We start from the raw sequence: 16,199 nt of genomic DNA on the forward strand, positions 1-16,199 counted from the left end.
AATCCGTCGCGCCCGGGTGCGCTCCTACGACGGCGGCTTGATTGGCCTGTTAGCCCGCCTCGCCGGGCGCGATCGCCTCGATCGACAGCGCGTGGATATCGGTCTGCATCATCTCCCCGACCGCGGCATAGATCGCGCGGTGCCGCGCCAGCGGCGGCTTGCCGGCGAAGGCGGCGCTGACCACGCGCACATTGAAATGCCCACGCCCGTCGCGCGCGCCGGCATGCCCGGCATGGCGATGGCTGTCGTCCACCACCTCCAGCTCGGTCGGCGCCAGCGCCGCCTGCAGCGCGGTGCGGATCCGCTCGACCCGGCTCATGGCAGCACCCGGCGGAACGGGCGCACCTCGGTGCGCACGTAGACGCCCGCCTCGACATACGGATCGGCATCGGCCCAGGTGCGGGCGTCATCCAGCGCGTCGAATTCGGCGATGACCACGCTGCCACTGAAACCGGCCGGACCCGGATCCTCGGCATCGATCGCCGGACATGGCCCGGCCACCAGCAGGCGCCCTGCCGCCGCCAGCGCCTGCAAACGGGCCAGATGCGCCGGTCGCGCCTGCTGCCGGGCCGCCAGTGCGTCGGCCCGGTCATACCCTTCGATTACGTACCACATAGGCCACCTCGCCCAAGACGTGAAGAACAGCCCCGGGATTCTAGCCGCCTCGGCGCTGGACACCGCCCCCGCGCACGCATTACCCTTGCCACCACTGCACACGCAATCGGACGCAGCGGCCCGTCGGCCCAGGCCCCACGCCTCCTCGACGACCGATTCGCTGCCCACCGCCGACCCGCGTAGACGACCTCCTCGCTGTTCCGTCGCCGCATGCCACGCGGCGCACGTTGTATGTGGATTTGTAGGATCGTGCCGGCACGGGCACGACATTGATCGCAATAACTCAAGGCAAAGCCCTGCAGGCGCGGCTCCGACCGTGGCCGGCGACCGTAAGACCCGATGTCGACCTGATGAATTCCGAACTCGCGCACGACGCGAATCCGCCAGCCACGAGCGCGCCGCCACAGCAGCAGGAAATGCGGCTGGCGGTGGTGCATGGGCAAGCGGTGCTGCAGATCCCGCAGGATCTGTATATTCCGCCGGACGCGCTGGAAGTCATCCTGGATGCCTTCGAAGGTCCGCTGGACCTGCTGCTGTATCTGATCCGCCGGCAGAATCTGGACATCCTGGATATCCCCGTCGCCGAGATCACCCGGCAGTACGTGGATTACATCAACGTAATGCAGGAGCTGCGCTTCGAACTGGCGGCCGAATATCTGGTGATGGCCGCGATCCTGGCCGAGATCAAGTCGCGCATGCTGTTGCCGCGCCCGCCCAGCGAGGAAGGCGAAGAAAACGATCCGCGCGCCGAGCTGGTGCGCCGGCTACAGGAATACGAACGCTTCAAGCAGGCTGCCGAGGATCTGGACACGCTGCCGCGCATGGGCCGCGACAGCGCGCCGGTGCAGGCGCATCTACCCGAGCGCGCCGCGGTCAAGCTGCCGCCGCCGGTGGAACTGAAAGAAATGCTGATGGCGCTGTACGACGTGCTCAAACGCGCCGAACTGTTCACCGGCCATGCGATCAAGCGCGAGGCGCTGAGCGTGCGCCAGCGCATGGGCGATGTGCTGAGCCGCCTGGACGATGGCAGGTTCTACCGTTTCGAATCGCTGTTCACGGCCGAAGAAGGCAAGCTCGGCGTGCTGGTCACCTTCCTGGCGCTGCTCGAATTGGCCAAGGAGCAGTTGCTGGACATCGTGCAGGAGGCGCCGCTGGCGCCGATCTACGTGAAGTCGCTGGCCTTGGGCAATACCAATGCGCCGCTGCAATTCTCCAGCGAATTCGACGACAGCGATGCCGCCAACGAACCCCTCTGAAGCCGATCACCGAATGGATCAAGCGTTGATCACCCGCATTATCGAAGCCGCCCTGCTGGCGAGCAGCCAGCCGCTGACGCTGGCGCAGCTGCAGGGCGTGTTTCCGGAAGAAGAACCGGCGCCGCCCGGCAGCGTCGAGCGCGCGCTGGAACTGCTGCGCGACGGCTGCGCCGAGCGCGGCGTGGAGCTGGTCGAGGTGGCCTCGGGGTTCCGCTTCCAGGTCAAGGCGGACGTGCATGGCTGGGTCTCCCGGCTGTGGACCGAGCGCCGCACCAAGTACACCCGCGCCACGCTGGAAACCCTGGCGCTGATCGCCTACCGCCAGCCGATCACCCGCGGCGAGATCGAGCAGGTGCGCGGCGTGGCGGTCAGCAGCAACATCATCCAGGCGCTGGAAGAACGCGAGTGGATCCGCGCGGTGGGCCACCGCGACGTGCCCGGCAAGCCGGCCCTGTTCGGTACCACCAAGGGCTTCCTGGATTACTTCGGGCTCAAGCGATTGGACGAGCTGCCGCCATTGTCTGAGTTGAAGGACATCGCCGAGCTGGAACCGCAGCTCCCGCTGGACCGCGACGGGCAGCTGGATGGCGCGGTCCCGGCGTCGGCAGCAATGGATGCCGAGCTTTCCGAGGCAGGTCCGGCTGCGGACGCCGATGCACAGATGGCAGGTGCTGACGGCGCTGGTGCGGCGACCACCGCTGCGGCTGGCGTGGAGTCGGAGGATGGCGCTGACGCCGATGCCGCCCCGAGCGACGCTGCGCCGGAATACCGCGATGCGGACGGTCTGCCGGCAGCGGACAGCACGGCCGACGCAACCGGCGACACCGATGATGCAATGCACGTCGACGGCGATGTCGAAGGTCAGACGGCCGGCACCGCAACTGCCGTCGACGAAGAAAACGAATACCACGCCGACGCGGTCGATGACCGCGCCAGCGCCGATGAGGCGAGTGACCAGACAGCGCAACACGCCGGGCATGCCTCGGCGCAGGACACGAACCCGTTGAACCCAGATGACGCCCGTGAGGGCGACCCCGACACCGCGCCGGGAACGCGCGCGGGCGCAGTGAACGAAGACGAAGACAACGCCGTCGCGACGACGACCGTGGCTGTTGACGAAGCCGATTCCGAACCAGAGGCCGACCCAGAACGCGTCGGCCGGAGCCAGACACATGAGTGACACCCCCCGCAAGCTGTCGTTGAACAAGCTTTCCCTCAAGCGCGACAGCGCGCCCGAAGCGCCCAAGCTGGAAGAGCGCCTGCACAAGGTGCTGGCCCAGGCCGGCCTGGGGTCGCGCCGCGCGCTGGAACAGCGCATTGCCGATGGCCTGATCAAGGTCAATGGCGCCGTCGCGCAGACCGGCATGTCGGTGCGCAGCGGCGACAAGATCGAGCTGGATGGCCGCAGTTTCGTGGCCAGCGCGCTGACCGAACCGGCGCGCGTGCTGATCTACAACAAGCCCGAAGGCGAAGTGACCACCCGCGAAGACCCCGAAGGCCGCCCGACCGTGTTCGAGTCGCTGCCGGCATTGAAGGGCTCGCGCTGGATCGCCATCGGCCGCCTGGACATCAACACCACCGGCCTGCTGCTGCTGACCACTGACGGTGAGCTGGCCAACGCGATGATGCATCCCTCCTACGAGGTCGAGCGCGAATACGTGGTGCGCGTACGCGCCCCGGAAGGCGAGGACAAGGTCTCCGACGCCATCATCGAGCGCCTGTCGCGCGGTGTGCTGCTGGAAGACGGCGGCGCCAAGTTCGACGAGATCGAACGCATCGGCGGCACCGACTCGCACGACTGGTTCCGCGTGGTGGTCAAGGAAGGCCGCAACCGCGAAGTGCGTCGCCTGTGGGAGTCGCAGGGCTGCCAGGTCAGTCGCCTCAAGCGCAGCCGCTACGGCAAGATCTCGCTGCCGCGCGAACTGCTGCGTGGGCAGTCCATCGAAGTGGCGCAGGACAAGGTCGACAGCCTGCGTGCCGAACTCAAGCTGGAAGAAGGCGCGCCGTCGGCGCTGACGCTGCAGCCGGTGATCGGCCAGCGCCGCGCCGCCAAGTCCACCGTGCACGTCTCGCGCGATGGCCGCAGCAATGCCTACGTCAACGGCCAGACCTCCGGCGCCGACGAAGGACGCGAACTGCGCCGCTTCGACAACCCGCGCGAAGATCGCGGCGGCCGTGGCCGTGGCAAGCCGGGCGGTTTCCGCGGCGGCCTCACCGTCAGCGGCGAAGCGGCGGCCAAGCAGTCGCAGCAGCGCCCATTCAAGCAACGCGCCCCCGCCAAGGGCGACCGCGGCCTTCCGGACGGCAACCCGGCCGCGTTCCGCAGCTGGTACGTGCCCGATGGCGTCAGTACCGGCCCCAGCGGTCACCGCAATGCCGGTCCCAGTGGCCCCGGCACCGGCCAGGCGCGCCCGTATGCGAAGAAGGGTCCGGGTGGCGCGCGTCCAGGCGGCGGCCCGGGCAATGCACGTCCCGGCGCAGCTGGCCAGGGGCGTGGCGGCGCCGGTGGCGGACAGGGCCAGTCGCAGGGCCAAGGCCAGCGCAAGCATCCCTATGGTCATCCGGGCAATGCGCCGAGCTTTCCGTCCGACCACGCCAACCCGGGCTTCAGCCCGTATGGCGCGGCACGTCCGGCAGCCGGCCGCCCGAGCGGCGCACGTGCAGGCGGCCCCGGTGGCAACCGTGGTCCGGGCGGCAATCGCGGTCCCGGTGGTCCCGGCGGCGCGTCGCGTGGCCCCGGCGGCCCGGGTGGTCGTCCGCCGGGTGGCGGCAATCGTCGCCCGCCAGGCGGCGGTAATCGCGGACGCTAAGCTGGCAAGACGCACATGAAAAACGGCCCTGCGAAGGGCCGTTTTTCATTGCCGCTCAGAGCACGCCAGACGTCCAGGTCAAAGCGCGGATGGGTCGGTGTGATCTGCCCCGCTCGATGAAGTCACCGCGGACCGCGCGAGCGGCGAGGCACTGCGCGCTCGACCGGCGAATTACTTGCGGCGCTCGATCACGAAGTTGCCGACATTGACACCCAGATCCACGCCCTCGCCCGTTCCGGCCAGTGCCAGCGAAATGTCGCCCTTGGTGACCACCTGTGCGGTGCTGGACTTGACGATGCCGGCATGCGCTTCGGCCGCTGCATAGGTGCCGAACAGATCATTGAGGCTGTAGGCGCCGGAGAAGCTGCCGCGGCCACCAACGATCTTGGACTTGCCGACGGTCAGGCCACCGCCCTTGCTGGAGATCTTGACCGGGATCACCGCGCCGTTGTCGCAGGTGATGGTGCCGGTGCCGCTGGCGGTCTTGTAGAACACCGACCAGCCCGACAGGTTGAACGACAGCTGGCAGTCGATGTTGCCGGCGGCCTGCGCCTGCGGTGCAAGCGTTGCGGCGCCCAGCAGCGCGAAAAGGGAAAGTGACTTGATCATGCGGGCATTCCGGTTGGTGAACGTGGCGCCGAGCCTAGCAGCGCCGATGTGGCAGCCGCGACAACATGCCGGCACCGCGCATGCGACCGTTCAGCGAATCATTATTTCGCCGGCCGGCGGCCTGCGCAGCCACAGTCTGCGATGGCGGCATGGGATGATTGCGGCATGCCACGCACCGCCTACAGCCTGCTCTTCGCCGCCCTGCTGCTGCCCACCCTCGCCCACTGCGGCGAGACCATCCCGACCCAGGGCTATACCGTCGTGCGCACCTATCCGCACGACACCGCCGCCTTTACCGAAGGCCTGTTCTATCTCGACGGCTACCTGTACGAGAGCACCGGCGAACTGGGCCAGTCCAGCGTGCGCAAGGTCGAGCTGGAGACCGGCCGCGTCCTGCAGCAGGCCTCGACACCGGCGCCGTTTTTCGGCGAAGGCATCGTGGCCTGGCACGACCGCCTGATCCAGCTGACCTGGCGCAACCAGCGCGGGTTTGTCTACGACCTGGCCACGCTGACGCCGCGCACGCAGTTCAGTTATTCCGGCGAGGGCTGGGCGCTGACCCGCGACGACAGCAGCCTGTACATGAGCGATGGCACTGCCCGCATTCGACGGCTGGATCCGCAGACGCTGCAGCAGGTCGGCAGCATCAAGGTCACTGCCCGCGGCAAGGCGCTGGACAATCTCAATGAGCTGGAATGGGTCAACGGCGAGCTGTTGGCGAACGTCTGGTTGACCACCCGCATCGCGCGCATCGACCCGGCCAGCGGCAAGGTGATCGCCTGGATCGACTTGCAGGCGCTGGTACCGGACGCCGACACCCTGACCGACCCCGGCAACGATGTGCTCAACGGCATCGCCTACGACGCCGAGCACGATCGCCTGTTCGTCACCGGCAAGCGGTGGCCGAAGATTTACGAGATCAAGCTGGGTGAGTAGCCGGGATTGGGGATTTGGGATTTGGGTTCGCAACAGCGGGCAAACGGATAGCTGTGCCTTGCCTGCTTGCACCAATCCCCAATCCCTAATTCCTAATCCCGAATCACAAATTCATCGGCATCCAGCATCGCGGGAAAACGTGCGCGATGTTCGGCCAGGGCGGCAGCGCTGAGGGTGGTGGTGACCACTTGCGGCTGCTCGCGGATTTCCACCTGCGGCTGGCCGAGGAAATCGATCACCGCGCTGTCGCCGGCGTAGTGCAGCTGATTGCCATCGACGCCGACGCGGTTGACCGCCGCCACGAAGCACAGGTTCTCGATCGCACGTGCGCGCAGCAGCGTCTTCCAGGCATAGGCGCGCGCGGATGGCCAGTTGGCAACGAACAGCTGCAGATCGAAATCCAGCTGGCCCGGCCGCTCGACATCGAAGCGATTGCGGCAGAACACCGGAAAGCGCAGGTCGTAGCAGACCTGCGGATTGATCCGCCAGCCCTTCCACTCCACCGTCAGGCGATCGCGCCCGGCCGCGTAACGCAGGTGCTCGTTGCCGAAGCGGAACAGATGGCGCTTGTCGTAGGACTGCAGCGCCCCGTCGGGCGTGGCCCACAGCAGCCGGTTGAACACGCCCTGCCCGGTGCGTAGCTGCACGCTGCCGGTGACCGCCGCCCCCAGCCGCGCGGCCTGCGCACGCAGCCAGGCAACAGTCGGCCCGTCCATGTCCTCGGCCTTGTCGATGGCATCGTTGGAGAACCCGCTGGTGAAGGTCTCCGGCAGGATCACCAGATCGGTCTGCCCGGCCAAGGGCTCCAGCAAGGCACCGTAATAGTCGCGATTGCCGGCCGGGTCATGCCAGCGGGTGTCGCCTTGGATCAGGGAGATGCGCAGGTCGTGCATTGGAGGCTCGGGAATGGGGAATGGGGAATCGGGAATCGGACAGCGGTTTGGTGAGGGCGTTACGGCATCGGGCCAAGTGCAGATTCAGATCAAAAGCGACCAACCGCTCTTACGATTCCCGAATCCCCATTCCCGAATCCCAGCTCGTCAGAGCTGCTGCAACCGCGCGACCGCCGCATCCAGGGTCGCATCGTTCTTGGCAAAGCATAGCCGGGCCAGCCGTTGTCCTTGCGGCGCCGTCTGGTAGAACGGCGACAGCGGAATCGCGGCCACGCCCTTCTCCACCGTCAGCCACTTCACGAACTCGGTGTCAGGCAGGTCGCTGACCGCCGAATAGTCCACCAGCTGGAAATAGCCGCCGGGCACCGGCAACGGCTGCAGGCGCGTGGTCAGCAACTGCTCGCGGAAACGATCGCGCTTGGCCTGGTAGAACGCGCCGAGTTGCTCGTCGTGTTCGGGTTCGTCGCGGATCATCGCGGCAAATGCATGCTGGGCCGGCCCGAAGCTGGTGAAGGTGTTGTATTGGTGCACCTTGCGGAACTCGGCGCTCAATGCCGGCGGCGCGATGGCGTAGCCGATCTTCCAGCCGGTGCAGTGATAGGTCTTGCCAAAGCTGGAAATCACGAACGCACGCTCGCGCAATTCCGGCCAGCGCAGCACCGATTCATGGCGGCGGCCATCGAACACGATGTGTTCGTACACCTCGTCCGAGAGCAGGAAGATGTCGCTGCCGCGCAGCAGCTCGGTCAGGGTCTGCATGTCGTCGGCAGACAGCATCGCGCCGGAGGGATTGTGCGGCGAGTTGATCATCAGCAGGCGCGTCTTCGGCGTGATCGCCGCGCGTAGCGCCGGCCAGTCGACGGCGAAGGTCTGCGGGTCCAGCGCCACGTGCACCGCGCGCGCGCCGGCCAGGTCGATCGCCGGCTCGTAGCAGTCGTAGGCCGGGTCCAGCACGATGACCTCCTCGCCGGCACGCACCACCGCGTGGATGGCGTTGAAGATCGCCTCGGTGGCACCGCTGGTGACGGTGATCTCGCTGTCGGCATCGACCTGCGCGCCGTAGCAACGGCGTGCCTTGCCGGCAATGGCCTGGCGCAGGGCCGCCACGCCGGTCATCGGCGGGTATTGGTTGTGGCCGGCCGCCATGGCCTTGGTCAGTTCATCGACCAGCCGCGACGGCACCGCGAAATCGGGAAAACCCTGGCCCAGATTCACCGCGCCGTGTTCGGCCGCCAGCTGCGACATGACGGTGAAGATGGTGGTGCCCACCTTGGGCAGCTTGGTCGTGAGGGGCATCGGGCCTGTCCAGGCAGCAAGCGGGGGGACCGCGAGTGTACGCAAAGCCGCCAGGTGGGTGCGCCCGGGCGGTGCAAAACAGCGTTCCCGGACACATCACGCCGCCCGATGCGCCCCGGCAGCGGGCCATCGTCGCTACAATGCGCGCCCTGCCTCACAGCGTGTCGTGCCAGCTGCTTCCCCGCGATGGCACGACACCCGCTCGCCCACCCCATGCCGTCCTGCGACGGGAGCCCGCTGCGCCGATGATCGAACCGCTGCACACTGCGCCACCGCTGCTGGCGGCGCGCGCGCTGGCTTTCAGCCGCAACGAGGAGCCGGTGTTCGGCCCGCTGGATTTCCATGTCGATGCCGGCGAAGCGCTGCTGGTGCAGGGCGACAACGGCGCCGGCAAGACCACGCTGCTGCGGGTGCTGGCCGGGCTGCTGCATGTGGAGCGGGGGCAGATCCAGATCGACGGCAAGACTGCGCGGCGCGGCGATCGCAGCCGCTTCATGGCCTATCTGGGCCATTTGCCGGGCCTGAAGGCCGATCTCAGCACGCTGGAGAACCTGCACTTCCTGTGCGGCCTGCATGGCCGACGCGCCAAGCAGATGCCTGGCAGCGCGCTGGCCATCGTCGGCCTGGCCGGCTACGAAGATGCATTGGTGCGGCAGCTGTCGGCCGGCCAGCGCAAACGCCTGGCGCTGGCGCGGCTGTGGTTGTCGCCGGCCCCGCTGTGGTTGCTGGACGAGCCCTACGCCAACCTGGACCTGGACGGCATCACCCTGGTCAACCGGATGATCTCCGCGCACCTGCGCGGTGGCGGCGCGGCGCTGGTCACCACCCACGGTGCCTACGCGGCGCCGCCGGTGCGCACGCGCATGCTCACGCTGGAGACGGCGGCATGAGCCCGCATTCGCCACTACCGTCGCTGTGGCAGGCCGCGCGCGCGCTGCTCAGCCGCGACCTGCAGCTGCTGTGGCGCCGTCGCAGCGATGCCTTGCAGCCGGCGTTGTTCGCCCTGCTGATCGTGGTGTTGTTCGCGCTGGGCCTGGGCGGGCGCCCCGACCTGCTAGCGCAGGCCGCGCCGGCGGTGCTGTGGCTGTCGGTGCTGCTGGCCGGCCTGCTGTCGCTGGATGCGCTGTTCCGCAGCGACGTGGAAGACGGCTCGATGGAGCAATGGCTGCTGGCGCCGGTGCCATTGGCGTGGCTGATCGCGGTGCGCGTGCTGCTGCACTGGGCCACCAGCGCGCTGCCGTTGATCGCGGTGACCCCGCTGCTGGGCGAATTGCTGCACCTGCCACATGACCAGCTACCGGTACTGCTGGCATCGTTGGCACTGGGTACACCGCTTCTGAGTCTGCTTGGCGCCGTGGTGGCGGCGCTGACGGTGACGATGAAACGCTCTGGTATTCTCGTGGCGTTGCTGGCGTTGCCGTTGTACGTACCGGTGCTGGTGTTCGGTGCCGGCAGCGTGGCGGCCAGCGGCCAGGGCCAGGATGCGGTGGGTGCGTTGTTGTTGCTGGGCGCCGGGCTGGTGATCGGCGTGGTGCTGGCACCGCTGGCTGCGGCTGCCGCGATCCGGATTTCGTTGAGTTGAGCCGTGCGGTCGATGCGCTGTCGATAAGACGCTCCACTCACTGCGTTGTTGCTGTTTCGAGAGCCAATGCCATTCCAAAGGCCGTTGCCATCGCATGAACGTCGTCGTCCGCTGGTTCCATCAACTCGCCTCGCCCCCGATCTTCGACCGTTTCACTGCGCGCTGGGCGCCGTGGTGCCACGCGCTGGCCGCGGTGTTGCTGGGCGCGGGCATCTGGCAGGCCTTGTTTGCGGTGCCGGCCGACTACCAGCAGGGCGACAGCTTTCGCATTCTGTATATCCATGTGCCGAGCGCGTGGATGAGCCTGTTCGTGTTCGGGTTGATGGCGGTATACGCGGCGATCGCGCTGATCTGGCGCATCAAGATCTGCGAGATCCTGGCGATGGCCTGCGCGCCGGTCGGCGCCGCGTTCACCGTGATCACCCTGCTGACCGGCAGCATCTGGGGCAAGCCGATGTGGGGCGCCTGGTGGGATTGGGACCCGCGCCTGACCACCGAGCTGATCCTGCTGTTCCTGTATCTGGGCGTGATCGGCCTGTACCAGGCCATCGACGATCGCCGTCAGGCCGCACGCGCGGCCGCCTTGCTGGCGATCGTCGGCGTGGCGCTGCTGCCGGTGATCCGCTATTCGGTGGTGTGGTGGAACTCGCTGCATCAGGGCCAGAGCATTCGCCTGCTCGGTCCTTCCACCATCGATGCGAGCATGCTGCTGCCGCTGTGGCTGATGGTGATCGGCACCAAGTTCTGGTTCGCCGGTTCGCTGCTGACGCGTGCGCGCGCCGACAACCTGCGCCGCGAAGCCGGCAAGGCCTGGATCGTGCGCGATGCGCCGGAGGGCGCGGCATGAGCTACCTGCCCTACGTCATCGCCGCCTACGCGGTGTTCGTGCTGGTGCTGCTGTGGGACCTGATCGCCGGCCGCTGGCAGGTGCGTCGCGCGTTGAAGATCGCGCAGGCGCGGCGCCTGCGCGAGCGCAAGCGCGCGGTGCCCAGCGATGCGGAGCTGATCCGGTGAACCCGCAACGGCGCCGCCGGATCTGGCTGGTGATTGCGCTGGTACTGGCCGGCGGCCTGGCGACCACGCTGGTGGCGATGGCACTGCAGCGCAACGTGGCCTATCTGTACACACCGTCGGAAGTGCTGCGCGGCGACGCCGGCGAGCACGCGCGCTTCCGGCTCGGCGGCATGGTCGAAAAAGGCTCGTTCCAGCGCGCCTCCGGTTCGTTGGAAGCGCAGTTCCGCGTCACCGATGGCGATGCGCAGTTGCCGGTCCGCTACGACCGCATCCTGCCGGACCTGTTTCGCGAGGGACAGGCGGTGGTGGCGACCGGTCGCATGCAGCACGGCGTGTTCGTGGCCGAAGAGATCCTGGCCAAGCACGACGAGACCTATATGCCGAAGGAAGTCGCCGACAAGATGGGCAGCGCGCACCGCAAGCACGATGTGCCGGCGGCCGCGGACCAGGCCGGAGCGCTGCGGTGATGTCAGGCATCACGACGTTCGCGTTGCTGCGGGGTGTTGGCGTGCAAGGTGCTTGCGCGGCCGACGACGCCGCTGTGCGCGGGCAGGCGCGTGCAGATGCTGCATGGATGGCGCCTCTGCCTTGCGCCCGCACTCGTTGCCCCACTGCATGCTCACCAATGCGCCGACCCGATGCTGCCTGAGCTCGGTACCTTCCTGCTGATTCTGGCGTTGCTGGTGGCCCTGCTGCAGGCCGCGTTGCCGCTGGCCGGTGCGCAGCGCGGACGCAGCAGCTGGATGGCAGTGGCGCGGCCAGCCGCGTTGGTGCAGCTGGGCCTGATCGCGGCGGCCTTCGCGCTGCTGACGCATGCATTCCTGGTGCAGGATTTTTCGGTGCGCTACGTCGCCGAGAATTCCAACAGCCTGCTGCCGGTGATGTATCGCTATTCGGCGATGTGGGGCGCGCACGAAGGCTCATTGCTGCTGTGGACGCTGGTGCTGGCGCTGTGGACCGGTGCGGTGGCGCTGTGGTCGCGGCAGCTGCCCGCGCACGTCATCGCGCGCGTGCTCGGGGTGATGGCGCTGGTCAGCATCGGCTTCCTGGCCTTTTTGCTGTTCACCTCCAACCCGTTCGCGCGCTTGTTGCCGGTGCCGCTGGAAGGCGCCGACCTCAATCCGCTGTTGCAGGACCCGGGGCTGATCATCCATCCGCCGATGTTGTACTGCGGCTATGTCGGCTTTGCGGTGCCATTCGCCTTCGCCATCGCCGCGCTGCTGGAAGGCCGCATGGATGCGCGCTGGCTGCGCTGGACGCGGCCATGGACCAATGTGGCCTGGGCGATGCTCACCGTGGGCATCGCGCTCGGCAGCTGGTGGGCGTACTACGAGCTGGGCTGGGGTGGCTGGTGGTTCTGGGACCCGGTCGAGAACGCCAGTTTCATGCCGTGGCTGGTGGGCACCGCGTTGCTGCATTCGCAGGCGGTCACCGAAAAGCGTGGCAGCTTCGCCAGCTGGACCTTGCTGCTGGCGATCGCCGCGTTTTCGCTATCGCTGCTGGGCACCTTCCTGGTGCGCTCGGGCGTGCTGACCAGCGTGCATGCGTTTGCGGCCGATCCCTCGCGCGGCCTGTTCATCCTGGTGTTCCTGCTGGCGGTGGTCGGTGGCTCGCTGGTGCTGTACGCGATCCGCGCGCCCCGCCTGTCGCTGGTCGATGATCCGCGCCGCGCCTTTGCCGGCAGCTCGCGCGAAACCTTGTTGCTGTTGAACAACCTGTTGCTCACCTGCGCCTGCGCGATGGTGTTGCTGGGCACGCTGTATCCGTTGCTCGCCGACGCCTTGGGCCTGGGCAAGCTGTCGGTCGGCCCGCCCTACTTCGGCACCTTGTTCGTGGTGCTGATGGCGCCGTTGGTGGCGCTGCTGCCGTTCGGCCCGCTGACCCGCTGGCAGCGCGAGCACGCCTCGCGCCCGGTGGCGATGCTCGGGCCCTGGGCCGGCCTGGCGGTTGCCGCAGGCGTGCTGGCCTGGTTCGCCGCGCCGCAGGGGCAGTGGAAGGCGGCGATCGGCGTGGCCGGCGCGGCCTGGGTGCTGTTGGGCACGCTGCGCTTTTTGTGGACACGGCGCGCCGCCAAGGGCCGTCAATTCACCGCCGAAATGCTGGGCATGGTGCTGGCCCACCTGGGCGTGGCGGTCTTCCTGGCCGGTGCGTTGCTGGTGGAATCGCTGAGCCTGCAGCGCGAGGTCGCGTTGGCGCCCGGGCAGCAGATGCAGATCGGCCGCTATGCGCTGCACTTTGATGACGTCGAAGAACTGCGCGGGCCCAATTACGTCTCCGACCGTGCCAACCTGCAGGTGTTCGAGGATGATGTGCCGGTCGGCCTGCTGCATGCGGAAAAACGCCGCTACGCCAGCGGCGGGCAGACCCTGACCGAGGCGGCGATCCGCCCCGGCCCGTTCGGCGACCTGTATGTCGCCCTTGGCGAACCGCTGGGCAATCAGGCCTGGGCGGTCCGCGTCCACCTCAAACCGTTCGTCCGCTGGATCTGGCTGGGAGCGCTGCTGATGGCGCTCGGCGGCCTGGTTACCGCGGCCGACCGGCGTTTTCGTCGTTCTCCGGAGATCCAAGATGGTTGAGTCACGTTCACCCCGCCTGCCCACTGCAGTTCTGGTGGGTGCCATCGTGCTGCTGCTCGCACTGGCAGCGCTGCTGGTCTATGCGGTGGTGCGCTCCGGTCAGGACGATCGCGATGCCCTGCCCTCTGCGCTGATCGGCAAGCCTGCGCCGGAGTTCGCGCTGCCGCTGCTGCACGACCCCAGCATCGTGGTGCACGCGCGCGAACTACGCGGCGCACCGTACATCATCAATGTGTGGGGCAGCTGGTGCCCGGCCTGCCGCGAGGAGCATCCGGTATTGAGCCGCTTTGCGCTGACCAAGCGCGTGCGCGTGATCGGCTACAACTGGAAGGACGAGCGCACCGATGCACTGCGCTGGCTCGAACAACTGGGCAACCCCTACCTGCTGGTGGTGGCCGACAAGGATGGCCGCACCGCGATCGACTTCGGCATCGCCGCGGCGCCGGAGACCTTTCTTGTCGACGGGCGCGGCGTGGTGCGCTGGAAGTACAGCGGCATGCTCACCCAGTCCGTCATCGACACCCAGCTGATTCCGGTGCTGCGCAAGATCGAGCGCTCGCCCAGTGCCGCACCGGACCTGCACGCCAAGCAATGATGCGAGCCTGGCTGCTGACGCTGCTGCTATTGCCCTGGCTGGCCCTGGCCCAGCCGGCCGGCGACCCGGCGCCGCTGCGCTATGCCTCGGCCGACGAAGAGGCGCGCTTCCATGCGTTGACCGCCGAGCTGCGCTGCGTGCAGTGCCAGAACCAGTCACTGGCCGATTCCAATGCGCAGATCGCCCAGGACCTGCGCCGCGAAGTGCTGGCGTTGATGCACGAAGGGCGCAGCGATGCGCAGATCCGCCAGTTCCTGGTGGCGCGCTATGGCGAGTTCGTGCTGTACCGCCCGCGTGTGGAATCGCGGACCTGGCTGTTGTGGTTCGGTCCGCTGCTGGCGCTGTTGATCGGCGGTGGCGCCGTCGCGTTGGTGGTGCGCCGACGCAGCGTGGCTGCGCCCGCCTTGCCCGCCGATGAGCAGGAGTGGTGATGGTCGGCTTCGTCATTGCGGCGGTGGTGCTGGCCCTGATCGTCTTCGGCGTGGCGCTGCGGCCGCTGTGGCGCGATGCGCGCGGGCTGACTGCCGGCATCGCGGTGTTGCTGCTGGCGGCGAGCGCGGCGCTGTATTGGCAGGTCGGCACGCCTGGCGCGATCCAGGCGCCCGCCGAGCGACCGGCCACGCCACGCTCGCTGGATGAAGCGATCGTGCAGCTGCGCGCGGCACTGGCGCGCAATCCCGACCAGGCCGAAGGCTGGGTATTGCTGGGGCGCGCGCTGTCCAGCCAACAGAAATTTGCCGAAGCGCGCGATGCGTTTGCACGCGCGGTCGCACTGCGTCCGGACGAGCCGGACGTACTGGTGGCTGCCGCGCAGTCGCGCCTGCTCGCTGACGACAGCGGGCGCCCGGATACGCAGGCCATGCGTCTGCTGGAACACGCGCTCAGCGTGCAACCGGACCATCAACGTGCACGCTGGTTCCTGGGTGTGGTGCAACGACAGGCCGGCCAGCCGGCCAGGGCCAGCGAGACCTGGGAGCCATTGCTGCGTGTGGTCGATGCCGCGACCCGCCCCGGCCTGCTCGAACAGATCAATGCCGCGCGACAGGAAGCCAGGCTGGAACCTATCCAGGCACCGGCGGCGCCTGCCACCCCTACCACCAATGCAGCCAGCGGAAAACGCATCAAGGTGCGGGTGACGCTGGATGCCGAGTTCGCCAAACGCGCCGGAATGCCCGGCGATACCAGCGTCTTCGTCATCGCACGCGCTGCAGACACCCCGATGCCGGTAGCAGTGGAAAGACACACGCTGAGCGAGCTGCCGTTGACCGTCACCCTGGACGACGGCGACAGCCCGATGCCGACACGTGCGCTGTCGTCGCTGGACACCGTGCAGGTGTTGGCGCGACTGTCGCGCAGCGGCAACGCGATACGCCAGTCCGATGATGTCGAGAGCGCGCCGGTGATGGTGGAACTGCCCGCCGCCGCGCCAGTGGAGTTGATGATCGGCCGCTGATTGCTCGCCGCATGTCGTTGCGACGCAATCAACGATGACACTGCACCGGAGTGCGTCGGTTGCACTGTTGAAACCCACGCACACCGACTGAAACCCACGCATACCGACCATCTGTGCTGGTCCTTGCCCGCCCACCGTCGCGGGACCCTGAGCGGCATGGATGCCGCGCCGGAGCCTACATGGACGTACTTGCGGCGTGTCCCGCGATGGTGGGCGGGCAAGGGCCTTGCAGCAAACCCGCAGCGTAGAGGGCGCGGTGCCCTCACCGCTTGCGGGACACGCCGTGAACCCGTCCCTGGGGGGCTCGGTGGCGGCATCCATGCCGCCACACGGTCCCGCAACCGGCAAGGACACCGCACCAGACAATTGGTCGGCTCTTTGTTTGAAGAGCTGTTTGTCGCGCGGTGCGCATCAGACGTGGACACGATGCTTCACGATCGAACAAGGCGCATCAGGCGCTGCTCTTAACTATGCGTACCGACCATCTCGACTGGTCCTTGCCCGCTCACCGTCGCGGGACCCTGAGCGGCATGGATGCCGCGCCGGCGCCTACATGGACGTACT

General features: G+C 67.7%; 18 protein-coding genes. 13 read left to right on the plus strand and 5 right to left on the minus strand.

Annotated elements, in window-relative coordinates:
* Positions 1-49: 49 nt before the first annotated feature.
* Both EO170_RS20845 and EO170_RS20850 read right to left on the minus strand, forming a co-directional pair.
* A complete protein-coding gene (locus EO170_RS20845; protein WP_126947837.1) occupies positions 50-319 on the minus strand; it encodes a BolA family protein in 270 nt (89 codons plus the stop codon).
* The gene (locus tag EO170_RS20850) at positions 316-615 is read right to left on the minus strand and encodes a YciI family protein (RefSeq protein ID WP_126947839.1); all 300 of its coding nucleotides are present in this window, start codon (positions 613-615) and stop codon (positions 316-318) included. The genes EO170_RS20845 and EO170_RS20850 overlap by 4 nt, the downstream gene beginning before the upstream one ends.
* A gap of 350 nt (positions 616-965) precedes the next feature.
* Between EO170_RS20850 and EO170_RS20855 the strand changes: the two genes are divergently transcribed.
* The 3 genes from EO170_RS20855 to EO170_RS20865 are packed head-to-tail and all read left to right on the plus strand — an operon-like array spanning position 966 to position 4,681.
* The gene (locus EO170_RS20855) at positions 966-1,871 is read left to right on the plus strand and encodes a ScpA family protein (protein ID WP_024940608.1); all 906 of its coding nucleotides are present in this window, start codon (positions 966-968) and stop codon (positions 1,869-1,871) included.
* A 13-nt stretch (positions 1,872-1,884) separates the two neighbouring features.
* Positions 1,885-3,051, plus strand: coding sequence for an SMC-Scp complex subunit ScpB (gene scpB, locus EO170_RS20860; RefSeq protein WP_206514042.1), 1,167 nt, complete (start codon positions 1,885-1,887; stop codon positions 3,049-3,051).
* A complete protein-coding gene (locus tag EO170_RS20865) occupies positions 3,044-4,681 on the plus strand; it encodes a pseudouridine synthase (protein ID WP_126947843.1) in 1,638 nt (545 codons plus the stop codon). Before scpB ends, EO170_RS20865 begins: the two co-directional genes overlap by 8 nt.
* A gap of 171 nt (positions 4,682-4,852) precedes the next feature.
* Here the strand turns inward: EO170_RS20865 and EO170_RS20870 are convergent, their stop codons facing one another.
* Entirely contained in the window at positions 4,853-5,290 is a 438-nt protein-coding gene (locus EO170_RS20870; protein ID WP_104648994.1) for a hypothetical protein, read from the minus strand.
* A 165-nt stretch (positions 5,291-5,455) separates the two neighbouring features.
* Between EO170_RS20870 and EO170_RS20875 the strand changes: the two genes are divergently transcribed.
* Positions 5,456-6,226 carry a glutaminyl-peptide cyclotransferase gene (locus EO170_RS20875; protein WP_126947845.1) on the plus strand — a complete coding sequence of 257 codons (771 nt, stop codon included), beginning with the start codon at positions 5,456-5,458 and terminating at the stop codon, positions 6,224-6,226.
* A gap of 92 nt (positions 6,227-6,318) precedes the next feature.
* Here the strand turns inward: EO170_RS20875 and EO170_RS20880 are convergent, their stop codons facing one another.
* Together EO170_RS20880 and EO170_RS20885 are read right to left on the minus strand one after the other, a co-directional pair.
* Positions 6,319-7,119, minus strand: coding sequence for an amidohydrolase (locus EO170_RS20880; protein ID WP_126947847.1), 801 nt, complete (start codon positions 7,117-7,119; stop codon positions 6,319-6,321).
* Positions 7,120-7,266: 147 nt separating this feature from the next.
* Positions 7,267-8,415: a pyridoxal phosphate-dependent aminotransferase gene (locus EO170_RS20885; RefSeq protein ID WP_126947849.1), complete on the minus strand. Its 1,149-nt coding sequence runs from the start codon at positions 8,413-8,415 to the stop codon at positions 7,267-7,269.
* Between the two features lie 245 nt (positions 8,416-8,660).
* Between EO170_RS20885 and ccmA the strand changes: the two genes are divergently transcribed.
* The 9 genes from ccmA (at position 8,661) to EO170_RS20930 (ending at position 15,635) form a co-directional block, all read left to right on the plus strand.
* Positions 8,661-9,305, plus strand: a complete 645-nt coding sequence (ccmA, locus tag EO170_RS20890; RefSeq protein ID WP_104582508.1) for a heme ABC exporter ATP-binding protein CcmA — start codon at positions 8,661-8,663, stop codon at positions 9,303-9,305.
* A complete protein-coding gene (ccmB, locus tag EO170_RS20895; RefSeq protein ID WP_126947851.1) occupies positions 9,302-9,997 on the plus strand; it encodes a heme exporter protein CcmB in 696 nt (231 codons plus the stop codon). Before ccmA ends, ccmB begins: the two co-directional genes overlap by 4 nt.
* A 94-nt stretch (positions 9,998-10,091) precedes the next feature.
* Entirely contained in the window at positions 10,092-10,844 is a 753-nt protein-coding gene (ccmC, locus tag EO170_RS20900) for a heme ABC transporter permease CcmC (protein ID WP_126947853.1), read from the plus strand.
* Complete coding sequence (locus EO170_RS20905) at positions 10,841-11,011, plus strand: heme exporter protein CcmD (RefSeq protein WP_033483498.1); 171 nt, start codon at positions 10,841-10,843, stop codon at positions 11,009-11,011. Before ccmC ends, EO170_RS20905 begins: the two co-directional genes overlap by 4 nt.
* Entirely contained in the window at positions 11,008-11,478 is a 471-nt protein-coding gene (gene ccmE, locus EO170_RS20910; protein ID WP_104582505.1) for a cytochrome c maturation protein CcmE, read from the plus strand. Before EO170_RS20905 ends, ccmE begins: the two co-directional genes overlap by 4 nt.
* Positions 11,479-11,649: 171 nt before the next feature.
* Positions 11,650-13,587 carry a heme lyase CcmF/NrfE family subunit gene (locus tag EO170_RS20915; protein WP_126947855.1) on the plus strand — a complete coding sequence of 646 codons (1,938 nt, stop codon included), beginning with the start codon at positions 11,650-11,652 and terminating at the stop codon, positions 13,585-13,587.
* The gene (locus EO170_RS20920; RefSeq protein WP_104582503.1) at positions 13,580-14,182 is read left to right on the plus strand and encodes a DsbE family thiol:disulfide interchange protein; all 603 of its coding nucleotides are present in this window, start codon (positions 13,580-13,582) and stop codon (positions 14,180-14,182) included. Before EO170_RS20915 ends, EO170_RS20920 begins: the two co-directional genes overlap by 8 nt.
* Positions 14,179-14,613, plus strand: a complete 435-nt coding sequence (locus EO170_RS20925; protein ID WP_164739247.1) for a cytochrome c-type biogenesis protein — start codon at positions 14,179-14,181, stop codon at positions 14,611-14,613. Before EO170_RS20920 ends, EO170_RS20925 begins: the two co-directional genes overlap by 4 nt.
* Positions 14,613-15,635, plus strand: coding sequence for a tetratricopeptide repeat protein (locus tag EO170_RS20930; RefSeq protein WP_164741124.1), 1,023 nt, complete (start codon positions 14,613-14,615; stop codon positions 15,633-15,635). Before EO170_RS20925 ends, EO170_RS20930 begins: the two co-directional genes overlap by 1 nt.
* Positions 15,636-16,199: the final 564 nt, after the last annotated feature.

It is taken from the genome of Xanthomonas sp. BRIP62409, from assembly GCF_003992965.1.
GTDB lineage: Bacteria > Pseudomonadota > Gammaproteobacteria > Xanthomonadales > Xanthomonadaceae > Xanthomonas > Xanthomonas euroxanthea.

Coding starts and splice junctions, on each gene's coding strand:
- ccmA (WP_104582508.1), top strand. CDS start 8,661: ATGATCGAACCGCTGCACACTGCGCCACCGCTGCTGGCGGCGCGCGCG.
- EO170_RS20855 (WP_024940608.1), top strand. CDS start 966: ATGAATTCCGAACTCGCGCACGACGCGAATCCGCCAGCCACGAGCGCG.
- EO170_RS20845 (WP_126947837.1), bottom strand. CDS start 319: ATGAGCCGGGTCGAGCGGATCCGCACCGCGCTGCAGGCGGCGCTGGCG.
- EO170_RS20920 (WP_104582503.1), top strand. CDS start 13,580: ATGGTTGAGTCACGTTCACCCCGCCTGCCCACTGCAGTTCTGGTGGGT.
- EO170_RS20880 (WP_126947847.1), bottom strand. CDS start 7,119: ATGCACGACCTGCGCATCTCCCTGATCCAAGGCGACACCCGCTGGCAT.
- EO170_RS20885 (WP_126947849.1), bottom strand. CDS start 8,415: ATGCCCCTCACGACCAAGCTGCCCAAGGTGGGCACCACCATCTTCACC.
- EO170_RS20850 (WP_126947839.1), bottom strand. CDS start 615: ATGTGGTACGTAATCGAAGGGTATGACCGGGCCGACGCACTGGCGGCC.
- ccmB (WP_126947851.1), top strand. CDS start 9,302: ATGAGCCCGCATTCGCCACTACCGTCGCTGTGGCAGGCCGCGCGCGCG.
- scpB (WP_206514042.1), top strand. CDS start 1,885: ATGGATCAAGCGTTGATCACCCGCATTATCGAAGCCGCCCTGCTGGCG.
- ccmC (WP_126947853.1), top strand. CDS start 10,092: ATGAACGTCGTCGTCCGCTGGTTCCATCAACTCGCCTCGCCCCCGATC.
- EO170_RS20930 (WP_164741124.1), top strand. CDS start 14,613: ATGGTCGGCTTCGTCATTGCGGCGGTGGTGCTGGCCCTGATCGTCTTC.
- EO170_RS20875 (WP_126947845.1), top strand. CDS start 5,456: ATGCCACGCACCGCCTACAGCCTGCTCTTCGCCGCCCTGCTGCTGCCC.
- EO170_RS20870 (WP_104648994.1), bottom strand. CDS start 5,290: ATGATCAAGTCACTTTCCCTTTTCGCGCTGCTGGGCGCCGCAACGCTT.
- EO170_RS20915 (WP_126947855.1), top strand. CDS start 11,650: ATGCTGCCTGAGCTCGGTACCTTCCTGCTGATTCTGGCGTTGCTGGTG.
- EO170_RS20925 (WP_164739247.1), top strand. CDS start 14,179: ATGATGCGAGCCTGGCTGCTGACGCTGCTGCTATTGCCCTGGCTGGCC.
- EO170_RS20865 (WP_126947843.1), top strand. CDS start 3,044: ATGAGTGACACCCCCCGCAAGCTGTCGTTGAACAAGCTTTCCCTCAAG.
- EO170_RS20905 (WP_033483498.1), top strand. CDS start 10,841: ATGAGCTACCTGCCCTACGTCATCGCCGCCTACGCGGTGTTCGTGCTG.